The sequence below is a fragment of the Streptomyces sp. AM 2-1-1 genome (genome assembly GCF_029167645.1).
In the GTDB taxonomy this organism is placed as follows: domain Bacteria; phylum Actinomycetota; class Actinomycetes; order Streptomycetales; family Streptomycetaceae; genus Streptomyces.
Map to the genome: position 1 here is coordinate 1062649 of NZ_CP119147.1, position 15063 is coordinate 1077711.

Below are 15063 nucleotides of genomic sequence, written 5' to 3' on the forward strand. Positions count from 1 at the left end.
TGCATCGGGCGACGGGCGGCAGGGTCGGTTCCGAGCCGGCCGGATGAACGGGATGATCAGGCAGGAGCCGGGATCGACGCCGAGCCGATCGGCGAGCAGAAGCTGGACGGCCGGCGGGAAGTCGCGTGCCGCGGCGATGGTTCTCATCGTGCGGCGCCCACGGCTGTGCCGGCGCGCGGCCGCACCCCCAGACCGGCGCCCGGGGCGGGGCGTACCACGCCGTCGGCGCCGCCGATTCCCGACCACGGATCCTCGGCGAGGAGCAGATGCCCGTCGAGATCGACCCAGCGCGCCCGGTGGACCAGATGGACGGCGGGCGCGATGCCGAGCGAACTGGCAGTGAGACAGCCGAGCATGAGGTCGGTGCCGCTGCCCTCCAGCGCGGCGTGGATCCGCATCGCGGCGCGTACGCCCCCGCACTTGGCGAGCTTGACGTTGACGCCGTGCACGAGACCCGCGAGGGCTGCGGTGTCCTCGTAACAGACCGCGTCCTCGTCGGCGATCACCGGGATCGGAGAGGCGGCGGCGACGCGGGCGAGCGCCTGCGGCGTGCCCGCGGCGATCGGCTGTTCCACGGCGGTGACTCCGAGGGCAGCGAAGCGGGGCAGCAGTGCGTGGGCCCGGTCCTCGGTCCAGGCGCCGTTGGGGTCGAGAAGCAGGTCCGCGGCGGGCGCTGCCGCGCGGACGGCTTCGACGCGAGCCAGGTCCTCGGCAGGGTCGGGGGATCCGGCCTTGACCTTCAGCACGGTGAAACCGGCCAGGGCGAGCCGGCCGGCCTGGGCGGCCGCGGCGACGGGCGTGACGATGCCGATGGTGCGTGCTGTGGCCGCGGACGGCGGCAGGGGGCTGCCGAGGAGTCGGTGCGCGGGTGCACCGGCTCGCTTGCCGATGAGGTCCAGTACGGATGACTCGACGGCGGCGAGGACTCCTGCGGGCAGGTCAGCGCCCACGGGGCCGACGGGCGCGAGTTCGGCCCAGGCGGTCTCCGGGTCCGGCAGGCGCTCGACCGCCGCGCGGACGGTGCCCAGGTGACGGAGGATGCTCTCGCGGGGCAGACCGAGGTACACACTGCTGACGGCTTCCCCCCAACCGCGCAGCCCGCCGTGCTCCAGAGCGACCCGGACGGCGTCGCGTCGGGCCGTCACGGAGCGGGAGATGCGCAGCGGCTCCTTGAGTTCGAGCGCGGCGGTGTGCCAGGTGAGTCTCATACGGCGCCTCCGGGGGCCGGGATGTGCGGAGCGGGGGCTTCGCCCCTGGGGGCGGCGAGGGGATCGACGACGGTCCGGCACCGGGTCCAGCCGAAGGCCTCGGCCGCACGAGGGTGCGGGATCTCCAGCGGCCTGGTGGCCGGGGCGGTGGCGGTCAGTCCGTGGGCGCGGCAGAAGTCGTCGTCGTAGACGGTGCCGAGGTAGCGGTGGGGGCCGTCGGGGAAGACGGTGGCGACGACGGCGCCGGGCGCGGCCCCGGCCGCCCACGCGGAAACCAACGCGACGGCGCCGGTGCTCCAGCCGCCGCTGACGAAGCTGCTGCGGGCGAGGCGGCGGCAGGCGTCGACGGCCTCGGCGGCACCCACCCAGTGAACCTCGTCGAAGGCTTCGTGACGGACGTTGCGGGGGTGGATGCTGCTGCCGAGTCCGCGCATCAGGCGCGGCTTGGCGGGCTGTCCGAAGATGGCGGAGCCGACCGAGTCGACACCGATCACCTTCAGCCGTGGCCAGCGGCGGCGCAGCGGGCCGACCAGCCCGGCGCTGTGTCCGCCGGTGCCCACGCTGCACACCAGGACGTCCAGGTGGTCGAGCCGGCCGATCAGTTCCGCGGCCAGGGAGAGGTAGCCCGCGGGGTTGTCCGGGTTGTTGTACTGGTCGGGCCAGTAGGCGTCGTCGGTGCGGGCCAGGACTTCGCGCAGCCGGGCGATCCGTGCGGCCTGCCAGCCGCCCCGGGGGGCGGGGCGGTCGACGAGTTCCAGGCGGGCGCCGTAGGTGCGCAGCAACTGCCGCATGGACGGTTCGAGTTCGCAGTCACCGACCAGGATGACGGGGTGGCCGAGGGCCTGACCGGCGAAGGCCAGCCCGATGCCCATGGTGCCGGAGGTGGATTCCACGACCGGAGCGCCGGGGCGCAGCTCACCGCGCCTGCGGGCACCGGAGAGCATGGACATCGCCGCGCGGGCTTTCATTCCGCCTGCGCTGAGGCATTCGAGCTTGGCCCAGAAGCCCGGGTGGGGGTGGGGCAGGTCGGCCTGGATCCGGGCGAGGGGAGTACGCCCCAGCAGGGGCAGGAGGTCGGGGTTGCCGGCGGTGTGCGAGCGGTGCACGGGCGGAGCGGTGGTCACGGGCGGCCTCCGTAGCGGTGGATGACGCCCGGACCGCCGTCGAGCCAGAAGAACGGGTACGGCTCGGCGGACACGGCGCTCACCCCGGCCCCGAGGAAACGGGGCAGAACGGCACTGCCGGTCTGGGCGAACATCACGAGGGGCTTCCCACTTCCGGCGGCGTGGTCCAGCAGGCTCTGGAAGGTGCCGTTACCGAGGGTCATGCCGGAGGCGAGGACGGCTCCGCAGCGGTCCAGGTACGCGGCGGTGTCGGTGAGGACGGGTTCCCCCCACTCGGTGGTGCCGCCCTTGAGGTCGCACGGAAGGTACGCGAGACCCCGCGCGCGAAGCTGCTCCAGGAGCGAGTTGACCACTCCGACCACCAGGACCGGGCGGCGCGCGCCCGACGGGGAAGGGTCGGCGGGCAGCAGGTCGACGACGGCGTGCGCCCGGGCCAGCGAGCGGCAGAGCGAACTGCCTGCCGGGAGGGGGTGCGGGCGGGCTCCGTGGTGCGGGGTGTGCGGGCGTATGTGGGCCAGGTAGGCGTCGAGCGCCGCGATCCGTACGGGCAGCATCGGATGGTCGAGGAGGTCGGCGACGGTGGCGCCCACGCAGTCGTCGAGGGTGCCTGCCGGGAGGGCGCCGGGCTCGACCGCACAGGAGCCGACCGCTGCTTCGAGCCGCAGGCTGAGCACCTCGTTGCGGTAGCCGCTGCCGCGCCCCGCGTGCCGGACGGCCTGGGTGGTGGTGAACGCGAGCGAGATCTGTTCGCCGGCGGGGTCGGGGCCGTACGCCCCGGCCAGGACCGCGTCGCGGAGCTGGTCGACGGTCCGGACGGAGGGGTCGGCAGGAGGGCGCTCGCCCACCGGGATCCTTTCGGGTGTGTGCGGGGCCGGCAGGGTCATGCGACCACCCCCGCTGCGGGCTCGTAGGAAGGGCGCAGGCCGGCCAGCAGCCTCTCGGCGGCGGCGCGGGCGCCGCCACCCTCGAAGTCGGCGGTCATCACGTGACCGAGGTACTCGTTGTTGCTGGTGGCGGCGCGCACGGTGCGGCCCGGTCCGACGAGGCTGACCTCCAGCACCTCGGGCCGCGCTCGTAGGGCTCGCGCCCCCTCGATGCCGGTGAGGATGCCGTCGGTGTCGGGCAGCAGGAAGGAGATGGCGGCACTGCGCACGCCGGTGGGTCGTGGCGCCAGGTCGGGCACGCGTCCCAGCGCCACGTCCACGCAGGCGGCGGGCAGGTCGACGCCGAGGACGTGGCGGACCAGTTCGGTGATGCGGTTGCCCGCCGGGCGGGGGTTGACCTCGACCACCCGGGGTCCGTCGGGCGTCAGCTTGATCTCGGTGTGGCAGACCACCTGGTCCAGACCGAGCGCCTCGACCGCCCGCCGTGCGGTCCGGGCGGCCTCCGACGCCGGGGCCTCCCCGATTCCCGCCGGGAACATGTGCCCGGTCTCGATGAAGGCGGGCGCCCCGGCGATGCTTTTGTCGGTGACCCCGACGACATGGGTACTGCCTGCGAAGGACACCGTCTCGACGCTGACTTCGGGCCCGTGCAGCAGCTCTTCCAGCAGGATGACGGGTACACGGTCCTGGCCACGCGCGTTGACCGGGAACGCGGCAAGGGCCTGACAGGCGAGTTCCAGTTCATGTGCGTCGCGCACCGCCCGGACCAGCATGCCGGCGCACAGGTCCACCGGCTTCACGACGAGCGGGTAGCCGATCTCACGAGCGGCGGCCGCTGCCTCTTCGCCCCCTTCGCAGAGCGCGAACAGGGGCCCGGGTACACCGGCTTCGGACAGTCCGAGGCGCGTCAGATCCTTGCGGCACGCCGCCTCGACAGCCTCCGGCGCGGGCCCGGGCAGGCCGAGCCGCCGGGCGGCGTGCGCGACGGCGGGAAGGTAGTAGTCGCACGAGGAGACCACCCCGTCGAAGCGAAAGGCACCCTGCAGGCTTTCGAGCCGCGCCAGGAGGGCGGGCATGTCGTTGGTGTCCGCCGTGATGACGTTGCGGGCCGTCAGCAGCGGATGCGGCCCGTCCCCCGCGGGGGCGGAGCGCAGGTAGTGGTGCAGGTCGCGGGTGACGAAGGTGAACTCGTGCCCCTCTTCGCGGATGGCTGTGGGCAGCAGCCTGCTCATCGACCCCACCCAGCTCTCGATCACCAGCAGATGTCCCATCGGGCTCCCTCCCGGACTGCCGTCGGTACGGTGCGACGCAGACGTTATAGGAAATCGTTTTCATTTCCAATACGACGGTTTTCCGCTAGCCTGCGGCCCTGGCACGAGAGCCGGAGAGCGCGACGACAGAGGTGACCCGGCATCAGAGAAACGGACCCCACACGGTGCCGCACGCGACGTCCGAGGACCTCCCCGGGCTCGGAGCGTCATATTCGACACCCTCTACGGGGAGTTCAAGGCCTCGCTCAGCGGCGGGTGGAGCAAGTCGCCCGGGGCGCGCGGACCCCGACCGCGAGGCACCGGCCGCGCTGGAGGGGAGGCATCCGTCGGGGCGGATCCGGTGGCGGGCCGGTGACCGTGATCTCTCAGCCGAAAAGGTCGGCCAGGGGATCCACGTGCCGATGCGCGTGGTCCGTACGAGGTCCGGCCGCTCCAGCGGGCCCGGGTACGACGAAACCGTGCGGGGCTACTCCGCCTCGTCGCGGGTAGGCGCTTCGGAGGCGCGCCGGCTCCGGCGCGCCGAAGAGCAGGACGACCCCCCGATGCAGTGGGAGAGGAAATGAGGCTCCGCGACTTCGCTCAGGCCACTGCTTCCCGAAGCTCCACCGAGGTGCTGAGTGGCCGGTACCGTCTCGACGGGCGTCTCGGCTCGGGTGGTGCCGCGGACGTCCACCGGGGTTTCGATCTGCGGTTGAGGCGACCGGTCGCGGTCAAGATGTTCCGGCCCGACGCCTGCCTCAACAGCGAGGAGAGCCGGCACGACGAAGCGGTGATCCTGGCCCGGCTGAATCACCCGGGGCTGGTCACCGCCTTCGACGCCGGGCAGCACGACGGACGCGCGTTCCTGGTCATGCAGCTGATCGAAGGCACCACGCTCAAGGACCGCATCGCCACCGGTCCGCTCACCCCGGGTGCGACCGCCGCGCTCGGGGCCGGCCTCGCCAGAGCGCTGGCCCACGCGCACGAAGCGGGAATCGTCCACCGGGACGTCAAACCGTCCAACGTCCTCCTGGACGCCGCCGACCGGCCCTACCTGGCGGACTTCGGCATCTCCCGGCTGCTGGACGGCGCCACCCGCACCGGCACCGGCACCCTCACGGGCACCGCCGCCTATCTCTCCCCGGAGCAGGTGCTCGGCCGGCCCGTCGGCCGGGCCACCGACATCTATGCTCTCGGTCTGGTGCTGCTCGAATGCCTCACGGGCAGGCTCGAGTACGACGGCGGGCCCCTCGAGTCCGCCATCGCACGACTGCACCGTCACCCCGTCCTGCCTCCCGGGTTGCCCGGACAACTGAGTTGCCTGCTGCGGGAGATGACGGCGCTGGAGGAGCAGGACCGCCCGCCGGCCCGCGACTGCGCCCGCACTCTGGCGGCGTTGGCCGACACGGTCCCCGTGGCGGCCGGCTCGACCACGCCGGCCACGCGCCTCGTCACCGGCCACGAGGCGCCGAGGGCGAGCGACCACACGCACGTCAATCCGGCGGCGCTCGTCAGGAATCAGGACACCGCTCGAAGCGTGCCCGCACGCCGGCGCACCCTCCTGGCCGGCACGACGGTCGCACTCGCCGCCGTCGTGGCAACCGCATTCGCCGTCACCGGCAGCTCCGTCCCCCCGAACACCGACCGGAACCCGACCAGTGCTTCCGAGGCGCCCGCCGGAACGTCGGAGGCTCCCGACCCCACAAACCAACGGGGGGCGGTCACGCCGTCTCCGGCGGCGCGGTCCTCCGACCAGAATGCCGCTGCGGGTACACCCTCCGAGGGCGCCCCCGGACTCGGCGTCCGCTCCCCCACTCCCGGTCCGGTCGGCGAAGCCGCCGGGAGCCCGGGTGCGCAGAGTCCCACCCCCACCGCGCCCCCCACCACGGGCACCGCACCCACGACCTCCACGGCACCGACCACTCCGAGCACCGGAACCACATCGGCAGCGACACCGGACGCCACCGCGACCAAACCCCCTCACCCCTCGCCCACCCGCGTCAAGAAGACGAAAGCGGCCGAGGGCAAGGGCCGGCAGAACAAGGCGAACCAGGCGGCGCAGTGAGGCTGCCACGCCGAAACCGCCCGGCTCGGCGGAGAACCGGAGGACGAGCCGGTCGTCGTCACCCGCCACCGCCGTCCTCCCGCACCGGCGTGCGAGCCATGCGGGGCTTCCCGCGCCTCGCGGGGCCGGGGATCACCACCCGGTCATCAACAGGTGGTTCAGGAGCAGTGCGAGGGCCGCTTGCACGGCGAGCCACGCGCGAGGACGCGTGAGGAGGGCGCACGCGGGGAGCAGCCACAGAGCGAAGGGGAGCCAGATGCGCTCCGTCTCCGCCTTGCTCATCCCGGACAGGTCGGCGACCAGCAGGGTCGTGACGGCGGCGGCCGTCAGGAGAGCGAGGCGGGCGGTTGCCGGAGAGGGGTCGCGCGGGCCGTCCGGGCGGTTGGCGGGGTCGCCCGGTCTCCTGAGGAGGGCGGTGCCGGCCCTTCGCAGCCCCGCGGCCGTCGCCGGGCCGGTGATGAGCACGGCACACGCGAGGTTGGCCCACACCCAGTAGCCGTAGGGGCGAGTGCCGCCCACTCCCTGGTAGTAGCGGACGACCAGCAGGTGGTACGCCTCCCACCAGTCGAATCCGGCGAGGGTGAAGGCGATCGGGACGACGGACGCACCGGCGAGCAACGGCACCAGCAGCACGGGACGCGCGCGCATCCGCTGCCGGCCGAGGAACAGCACGGCGGCGGCGACGAGGACGAAGAGCGTCAGCCCGTAGGAGAGGTAGCAGACCAGGCCGAACAGCAGACCGGACGCCGCGGCGGCTCGGAGCGAACCGCGGGTGAGCGTGACGGCCAGCAGGGCCACCGCCCAGGCGGCCACCGCGGCGAAGTAGGCGTCGGCCGAGGTGCCCATCCACACCGCGGCCGGCGCGACGACCAGGAAGGGCGCTGCCCGCCGGGCCGCTCTCTCGTCGGCCAGGACGCGTACGGCGACCAGGACGGCCACGCAGGCACTCGCCCCGACCGTGATGCACCAGACTCCCGCCCAGCCGCCACCGCGCAGCCCCAGCCGGTCGAGGAGGACGAAGGTCAGGGTGGCCGCCGGGGGGTGGCCGGCGACGTGGGCGGGCCAGTTGTCGGGAGACTGGATCAGGATGTGCTGCGTGAAGCCGTCCAGGGCGGCCGGTATGTCGTGGAAGCGGTCGACGACCCGGAGGTACTCGTTGCGTGTCGTGAGCCGGCCGGAGATTCCCCGGCGCGGGCCGTCGACCAGGGCGAGCGAGAAGATCCAGGCCATGGACGTGCCCCAGGCGAGCGGGAGCAGGGTCCGCCAGGGCACGCGGGACGCGAGAGCGGGGCCGTGGACGACGGTCAGGACCGCGACGAGTACCGCTGAAGGGGTGCCGGGGCCGACGTGCGGTTGCCAGGACCCCAGCACCGGGGGCCATCCGACGGACAGCGTGTGGCGGGTGTTCTGGATGTGCCGGCCCACCAGGACGGCGGCGGTCACCAGAGCCGCGGCGGTCCCGGCTGCGTACAGGTCGCGACGGACGTCACGGCTGGTCCGGCGGGGGCGTGGGTCCGGCGGTTCGACGGACGGCAGGGTGCGGGTCACGTCCACGAACGCTAGGGCGGGTGGGCCTCGCCGCACTCCGGTCCCGGCAGGACGTCAGAGTTTCGTCATGAGTCCCGGGGCCCGTACCGGCGGCCCGGCGTCCTACGGTCGGAGCATGAGAGACGACTCCCGGCTCCCCACGTCCCCGGGCTTCTGGCGCAGCCCTCTGCGCGGCCCATGGCTGACGTCCGTGCTCGGTCTCGTCCTGCTCGGCGGCGTCATGGTGCTGTTCGTGACGGGCCTGCTCTCGTACGACGCCTACAACCCGGGTCTCTCACGGGTGAACGACAAGACCCCCGACAAGGGGATCCTCGGCTTCTACCTGTTCTCCTGGCCCACGAACCCTCACTGGCTGTACCGCCTCGTCCAGGGTGTCCACGTCACCCTGGGCGTCACTCTGATCCCGGTCCTGCTCGGCAAGTTGTGGTCGGTGGCGCCGAAGCTGTTCACCCTCCCGCCGGCCCGTTCCGTCGTGCACGCCCTGGAGCGGATCTCCCTGCTCCTGCTGGTCGGGGGCGGGCTGTTCGTCTTCGTGACCGGGGTCTTCAACGTCCAGATGAACTACGTCTTCCCGGGTTCCTTCTACCCGTTGCACTTCTACGGGGCCTGGGTCTTCTTCGCGGCCTTCCTGGCCCACGCCCTGTTGAAGACGCCCACCGCCCTGCGCAACGTGCGCCGCATGCGGGAGGAACGGACCTCTCTCGTGGCCCCGCGCCCCGCCCGGCCGACGGTCTCCCGCCGGGGCGCCCTGTGGTTCGTCGGGGGCGGCTCGTTGTTGCTGTTCGGTACGACAGCGGGGCGAAGCTCCGACTTCCTGCGCGTGACCGCCCTGCTCGCGCCGCACGGAGGTGGCGAGCCGGGTCGCGGCCCGAACGGCTTCCAGATCAACAGGACGGCCGCCTACGCCGGAGTGGGTGCGGCGGAGACGGGCGCGGACACCTGGCGCCTCGTCGTCGTCGGACGCACCGGAACCGTCCGGCTCACCCGGGCCGATCTTCTCCGGCTCCCCCTGCACGATTCGGCGTTGCCGATCGCCTGTGTCGAGGGCTGGTCGACGTCCGACCAGGAGTGGCGCGGGGTCCGGCTGCGGGATCTCGCGGCACTCGTCGGCCACGACGGCGACCCCCCGGACGTGTTCGTCGAGTCCCTCCAGCGGCGCGGCTCTTTCCGTCACGCGGCCCTGCGCGCCAACCAGGTCGCCGACGGGCGCTCCCTGCTCGCCCTCCACGTCAACGGAGAAGCGTTGTCGCCCGACCACGGTTTCCCCGCCCGCGTGATCGTGCCCGCGGCGCCCGGTGTCATGAACACCAAGTGGGTCGCCCGCCTGACCTTCGGCGACCGGTGACGGCTGTGCGTCTGCCGCTCGGAAGTCCGCTGCGTCTGCTGGTGCTCATGTGCTCGTTCGCGCTCGCCGCGTACGCGGGGGTCCGCCTCCTGGCCGGGGACTGGCTCGGTGTGACGCTGTGGGTCGTGGGGGCGGCGTTCCTCCACGACCTGGTGCTCCTGCCCCTGTACGCGGCGGTGGACCGGGCGGCGGTACGCGCACTGGAGGAGGCCGGCCGCCGGGCGTGGGCGATGTACGTCCGTGTCCCCGCCGCGCTGTCCGCCCTCCTCCTGATCACGTGGTTCCCGTTGATCAGCGGGATGGTGAGCCGGCGTTACCGACTCGCCACGGGACTGTCCCCGGACGGGTTCCTCTCCCGCTGGCTGCTGATCACGGCTGTCCTCTTCGGCGGTTCGGCGCTGCTGCTCGTCCTGCGGTTGCGCAGGGCGGCGAAGCGTCGGCCGCCGACCGACCACTGAGCGTCCCTCTCCCAGTCCGGCGCGTGCCGGTGCAGCGCCGGGGTGCCGAGCCGGGCCCACGGGAAGCGGGCACCGTCGGTGGTGCGCGCGTCGGTGATGCGGACGTGCACGCGCTCGTCCACGTCGACCGGCGCAGTCTCGGCGATGAGCAGACCGCCGGGAGCGAGCAGGCCGGCGATCCGCTGGAGCAGCGCGTGCGGGTCGCCACCGATGCCGACGTTGCCGTCCATGAGCAGGACGGTGCCCCAACGGCCCTCGCCCGGCAGCGGATCGAAGACGGAGCGCCGCAGCGCCAGCCCTCCGAGCCGCACGGCGTGGCCGACGGCGGCCTTGCTGACATCGACACCGAGGGCGGTCCGGCCCCGGGCCGCGAGCTCCGCCACCAGCCGACCGGGGCCGCAGCCGACATCGAGGACGGTGCCCTCGCACCGGTCCAGTACGTCGAGGTCCACCGGGTCGGCCCGGGAGCACCACCGTTCCACCTCCAGCGGCAGCAGCCACCCGTCGTCCCGGCGCAGGAACAGCGGCCCCCGCCGGGCGTGCAGAGCGGCGGCGTAGGAGTCGGCGGTCGCCCACTCGGGCGCGGTGGAGGTGCTCATCGGCCGGCCGTCCCCTTCGTGAGCCGGGAGAGCCGGGCTGCGAACCCGCCGTCCGGGGCCAGCGCGGCGACCGCGTGGGCGTCGGCGGCGCTGTCGACGTCCCGCAGGGGCGGGAGATCGCGTACCAGCAGGCCCGCCTCGACGAGCCGCCGGCGCTGCACGGCACCCGTCAGCGGCGTCGACATGGGCACGCCCCGGAGCAGGGAGGGCTCCGGGCGGGACAGGCCGAGTGCCCAGAATCCGCCGTCCTCCGCCGCGCCGAAGTACGCGTCGCACCCCGCGAAGTCCACGCCGAGCAGGTCCGGGGTCACCTGGGGGGTGTCCATGCCGACGAGCAGGGCCGGGCCGGAAGACTGGGCGAACGCGTGCGCCAGCCGTTCGTCCAGACCACCCGGGCACTGGGGAACCACGTCGAAACCGGGCGGCAACCACGGCCCCGGGGCCCCGTCGAGGACGAGGATCCGCCGCGACGCGGGCGCGGTGGCCACCGCGAGGAGCGTGTCGGCGAGTGCCGCCTCAGCGAGTTGTGCGGCTTCCTCGGGAGTGAAGGGCGGGGTGAGCCGTGTCTTCACCCGCCCCGGCCGTGGTTCCTTGGCGATGACGAGGAGGGTGGTCACCTCCGGCTCCCTTCCGTACGCGTGGACGCCTCGTGCAGGACCCCGCTCATGTCCCGCACCGCCTGCCAGGTGCCGCGCCAGGTGCCTGTCACCTTGGACCTGCCGGTGCGCGGCAGGTACGGCACGTTCCGCTCCGTGATCCGCCAGTCCGCGTCGGCCGCGCGGACGACCATCTGGAGGGGATAACCGCTGCGCCGGTCGGTGAGACCGAGGGCCAGCAGCCGGTCACGGCGGGCGGCACGCAGAGGGCCGAGGTCGTGCAGGCGCAGCCCGGTTCGGCGGCGCACCATGCGGGCGAGGGCCAGGTTGCCCGCACGGGCGTGCGCGGGCCAGGCGCCCCGGGCCCGTGCGATCCGTCTCCCGAGGACGAGGTCGGCCGTGCCGGAGCGGATCTCGTCGACGAAGGGCACGAGCAGGGCGGGGTCGAGGGAGGCGTCGCAGTCGCAGAAGCAGACGATGTCGGCTCGGGCAGCGGTCAGTCCGGCATGGCACGCGGCGCCGAAGCCCCGGTGCGGCTCGGTCACGACAGTCGCACCGAGCGCCCGGGCGATCTCCGCCGAGCCGTCGGTCGAACCGTTGTCGACGACCAGGGCGCGCCAGCCGTCGGGGATCCGCGCGAGCACCCAGGGCAGCGCCTCGGCCTCGTTCAGGCAGGGGAGGACGACATCGACGTCCGGTGGTGGTGTGGTCACGCCTTTCACCCTACGAGCGCACATCGGGCATTTCGGACCTGTGTTTCTTACGGAACGCGGACGTCGGGGTTCCGCGGCAGCCGGGGGACGGTCCGCAGGCCGGTGTGGTGCAGGGTGGGAGGCATGCGACAGCCGTACGCGCCCTCGGGCACACCAGCAGAGCGTCCCCCCACGCGGGTCCTGGTCGTCGACGACGACCCGACCATCTCCGAGGTCGTCGCCGGATACCTCGGCCGGGCAGGTCACCTCGTGGACCGGGCTGCCGACGGACCGGCGGCACTCGCCCGCGCCGAGGCGCGCCGTCCGGACCTGGTCGTCCTGGATCTGATGCTGCCCGGCATGGACGGTCTGGAGGTCTGCCGGCGACTACGGGAACGCGGACCGGTGGCGGTCATCATGCTCACCGCCCGCGGCGACGAGGAGGACCGGATCCTCGGCCTGGAAGTCGGCGCGGACGACTACGTCACCAAGCCCTTCAGCCCCAGGGAACTCGTCCTGCGTGTCGAATCGGTACTGCGCCGGTCCCGGCCCGACGCGGGGGCGCGCCCGCTCGGGGCGGGCGGACTCGTCGTCGAGCCCGCAGCTCGCCGTGCCACCCGGGACGGCGCCGAACTTGCCCTCACTCTCCGCGAGTTCGACCTGCTCACCTTTTTCCTGCGGCATCCCGGCAGGGCTTGGAGCCGTGAGGACCTGATGCGTGAGGTGTGGGGCTGGGATTTCGGCGACCTCTCCACCGTCACCGTCCATGTCCGCCGGCTGCGCGGCAAGATCGAGAGCGACCCGGCCCGGCCCTGCTTGATCCAGACCGTGTGGGGCAAGGGCTACCGCTTCGAACCGGGTCAGTACTCCACGGAGGAGGAACCGGGGGAACGGCCCGGCGAACCGGCGACCCGCCCCGGGCTCCGGGAGGCGGACCGCCGTGCGTGACATCCTCCTCATCGCTCTGTACGCCTTCGCGGGCGCCGCCGCCGCGGGCATGGCCGGAGCGGCGGTGCTCCGGCTGATCCGCCGCCGCTCTCTCACCGCCTCGCTCGCCGTCACCTCGGCGGTGGGGGTGCTGGCCATGCTCGCCGGAACGCTGGCGGTGGCCTGGGCCATGTTCCTCTCGCCCCACGACCTGACGGTCGTGACGACCGTGGTCGCCATGGCGGCCGTCGTCTCGCTGGCCACCGCTCTGCTGCTGGGACGCTGGGTCGTCGCCCGCAGCCACGAACTCGCCGATGCGGCCCGCGCGTTCGGCGACGGTCCGTTCGCCGCCCCGGACGGACCGGCCACCGCCGAGCTGGAGGCGGTCAGCCGCGAACTGGCTGCCACCAGCGCGAGACTCGTCGAATCGCGTGAGCGTGAGCGAGCGCTGGAGACGTCCCGACGGGAGCTCGTCGCCTGGATCTCCCACGATTTGCGCACCCCGTTGGCCGGACTCCGTGCCATGTCGGAGGCGCTGGAGGACGGCGTCGCCCCGGACCCCGCCCGCTACCTCACACAGATCCGCACCGAGGTCGAACGGCTCGACACCATGGTCGGTGACCTCTTCGAGCTCTCCCGCATCCACGCCGGCACCCTCCCGCTGAGCCCGGCGCGCATCTCCCTGTACGACCTCGTCGGCGACGCCCTGGCGGGAGCCGACCCACTCGCCTGCGAGCACCGGGTCAACCTGGTGGGAGGCAGGGTCGAGCCCGTGCCGGTGGAGGTGGACGCCAAGGAGATGAGCCGGGTGCTGGGCAACCTCCTCGTCAACGCCATCCGGCGCACCCCGGCGGACGGCACCGTCGCCGTCGCCGCGGAGCGTGCGGCCGGCGAAGTGGTGCTGTCGGTGACGGACGGCTGCGGCGGCATCGCCGAGGAGGATCTTCCCCGCGTGTTCGACACCGGCTGGCGCGGCACCGACGCCCGCACGCCGCCCGCGGGCGCGGGACTGGGTCTCGCCATCGTCCGGGGGATCGTGGAAGCGCATCAGGGACGGGCCACCGTGCGCAACATCCCCGGTGGCTGCCGCTTCGAGGTCACTCTGCCCGTGCGGACCTGACGGCGGCCCGCCGGCCCGGCGCCGGTGCCGGGCCGGCCCGGAAGCATGCACGCCGTCGGTCTCCCCCGGACCCGGCGCACCGGCTGAGGGCTCGCAGGAGAAGGAGGAAGCCCTCAGCCGGCCTTCGCTCGCGCGAACTCCCCCATTCCCTCCTCGAAACCGACCTCCGGCTTCCAGCCCAGCTCCGTCCGCAGACGGGAGGAGTCCGCGGTGATGTGCCGGACGTCGCCCAGCCGGTACTCCCCCGTGACGACCGGGTCGGGGCCCCCGCATGCGGCGGCCAGGGCCCGGGCCATCTCCCCGACCGTGTGGGGTGTCCCGCTCCCGGTGTTGTACGCCGTCAGCATCCCGTCCCGCGCCCCGGCATCCAGCGCCGCCACGTTCGCGGCGGCCACGTCCCGCACGTGCACGAAGTCCCGCCGCTGCCGGCCGTCCTCGAAGACGCGCGGCGCCTCGCCCCGGGCCAGCGCGGACCGGAAGAAGGAGGCCACTCCCGCGTACGGGGTGTCGCGGGGCATGCGGGGTCCGTACACGTTGTGGTAGCGCAACGACACCGCGGAACCGCCCGTCGACCGGGCCCAGGCCGACGCCAGGTGCTCCTGCGCGAGCTTGGTCGTCGCGTACACGTTGCGCGGGTCGACGGGGGAACCCTCATCGGTGAGCCCGGCGGAGAGGAAGCCCTCGCACACCGGGCATCTCGGTTCGTACACGCCCGAGTCGAGGTCGTCGGCGGTTCGTGGGCCGGGCCGGACCACGCCGTGCCGGACGCACGTGTACCGCCCCTCGCCGTACACCACCATCGAACCGGCCAGCACGAGGCGGCCCACGCCGACCGCCGCCATCGCGGAGAGCAGGACAGCCGTGCCGAGATCGTTGTGGGAGACGTACTCCGCCGCATCGGCGACCCCGTTCCCCAACCCGACCATCGCCGCCTGGTGGCAGACGGCGTCGACCCCGTCGAGGGCCCGGACGACCGCGGCCGCGTCGCGCACGTCCGCCCCCGGATCGCTCCGCACGTCGAACACGACCGGGTCGTGGCCGAACGTGCGCAGGGCGTCGAGAACATGGGACCCGATGAACCCGGCACCGCCGGTGAGGAGAACACGCATGGGGCCACGCTAGGGCGGTGGACGCGGGGGACCCAGGGTCCGCCCGAGGACGTCACCACTCGGTAAGGAGCCGGAGCGGGAAGGAGCCGGAGCGGGCGCGCGGCGCGTCACCTGCGCGGGCACGGTCACCGCGGCCGG

General features: G+C 73.3%; 13 protein-coding genes. 4 read left to right on the forward strand and 9 right to left on the reverse strand.

What is annotated here, in order from left to right:
- Positions 1-143: 143 nt before the first annotated feature.
- The 4 genes from PZB77_RS04510 to PZB77_RS04525 all read right to left on the reverse strand — a co-directional run bounded on the left by PZB77_RS04510 (position 144) and on the right by PZB77_RS04525 (position 4487).
- Entirely contained in the window at positions 144-1208 is a 1065-nt protein-coding gene (locus PZB77_RS04510; protein ID WP_275491226.1) for an enolase C-terminal domain-like protein, read from the reverse strand.
- Complete coding sequence (locus PZB77_RS04515) at positions 1205-2332, reverse strand: pyridoxal-phosphate dependent enzyme (RefSeq protein ID WP_275491227.1); 1128 nt, start codon at positions 2330-2332, stop codon at positions 1205-1207. Before PZB77_RS04515 ends, PZB77_RS04510 begins: the two co-directional genes overlap by 4 nt.
- Entirely contained in the window at positions 2329-3114 is a 786-nt protein-coding gene (locus PZB77_RS04520; RefSeq protein ID WP_275495912.1) for a DUF364 domain-containing protein, read from the reverse strand. The genes PZB77_RS04515 and PZB77_RS04520 overlap by 4 nt, the downstream gene beginning before the upstream one ends.
- A gap of 98 nt (positions 3115-3212) precedes the next feature.
- Positions 3213-4487, reverse strand: a complete 1275-nt coding sequence (locus tag PZB77_RS04525) for an ATP-grasp domain-containing protein (protein ID WP_275491228.1) — start codon at positions 4485-4487, stop codon at positions 3213-3215.
- A 559-nt stretch (positions 4488-5046) separates the two neighbouring features.
- Here PZB77_RS04525 and PZB77_RS04530 point away from each other — a divergent pair.
- Positions 5047-6531, forward strand: coding sequence for a serine/threonine protein kinase (locus PZB77_RS04530; RefSeq protein ID WP_275491229.1), 1485 nt, complete (start codon positions 5047-5049; stop codon positions 6529-6531).
- Between the two features lie 132 nt (positions 6532-6663).
- Here PZB77_RS04530 and PZB77_RS04535 read toward each other — a convergent pair whose 3' ends face one another.
- Positions 6664-8004 carry a hypothetical protein gene (locus PZB77_RS04535; RefSeq protein ID WP_275495913.1) on the reverse strand — a complete coding sequence of 447 codons (1341 nt, stop codon included), beginning with the start codon at positions 8002-8004 and terminating at the stop codon, positions 6664-6666.
- A 190-nt stretch (positions 8005-8194) separates the two neighbouring features.
- Here PZB77_RS04535 and PZB77_RS04540 point away from each other — a divergent pair, with 190 nt between their 5' ends.
- Positions 8195-9424 carry a molybdopterin-dependent oxidoreductase gene (locus PZB77_RS04540; protein WP_275491230.1) on the forward strand — a complete coding sequence of 410 codons (1230 nt, stop codon included), beginning with the start codon at positions 8195-8197 and terminating at the stop codon, positions 9422-9424.
- 313 nt (positions 9425-9737) lie between these two features.
- On the opposite strand, the gene PZB77_RS04545 is transcribed toward PZB77_RS04540, so the two are convergent.
- The 3 genes from PZB77_RS04545 to PZB77_RS04555 are packed head-to-tail and all read right to left on the reverse strand — an operon-like array spanning position 9738 to position 11814.
- Entirely contained in the window at positions 9738-10481 is a 744-nt protein-coding gene (locus tag PZB77_RS04545; RefSeq protein WP_275491231.1) for a methyltransferase domain-containing protein, read from the reverse strand.
- Positions 10478-11098 (reverse strand): DUF2064 domain-containing protein, encoded by a 621-nt coding sequence (locus PZB77_RS04550; protein ID WP_275491232.1) that lies wholly within the window; start codon positions 11096-11098, stop codon positions 10478-10480. The genes PZB77_RS04545 and PZB77_RS04550 overlap by 4 nt, the downstream gene beginning before the upstream one ends.
- Positions 11095-11814, reverse strand: coding sequence for a glycosyltransferase family 2 protein (locus tag PZB77_RS04555; RefSeq protein ID WP_275491233.1), 720 nt, complete (start codon positions 11812-11814; stop codon positions 11095-11097). Before PZB77_RS04555 ends, PZB77_RS04550 begins: the two co-directional genes overlap by 4 nt.
- 99 nt (positions 11815-11913) lie before the next feature.
- On the opposite strand from PZB77_RS04555, the gene PZB77_RS04560 reads away from it, so the two are divergent.
- Together PZB77_RS04560 and PZB77_RS04565 are read left to right on the forward strand one after the other, a co-directional pair.
- Positions 11914-12717, forward strand: coding sequence for a response regulator transcription factor (locus PZB77_RS04560; protein WP_275491234.1), 804 nt, complete (start codon positions 11914-11916; stop codon positions 12715-12717).
- On the forward strand, positions 12710-13816 hold the full coding sequence (locus PZB77_RS04565; RefSeq protein WP_275491235.1) for a HAMP domain-containing sensor histidine kinase: 1107 nt from the start codon (positions 12710-12712) through the stop codon (positions 13814-13816). The genes PZB77_RS04560 and PZB77_RS04565 overlap by 8 nt, the downstream gene beginning before the upstream one ends.
- 113 nt (positions 13817-13929) lie before the next feature.
- Here PZB77_RS04565 and PZB77_RS04570 read toward each other — a convergent pair whose 3' ends face one another.
- Complete coding sequence (locus PZB77_RS04570) at positions 13930-14925, reverse strand: NAD-dependent epimerase/dehydratase family protein (RefSeq protein WP_275491236.1); 996 nt, start codon at positions 14923-14925, stop codon at positions 13930-13932.
- Positions 14926-15063 lie beyond the last annotated feature (138 nt).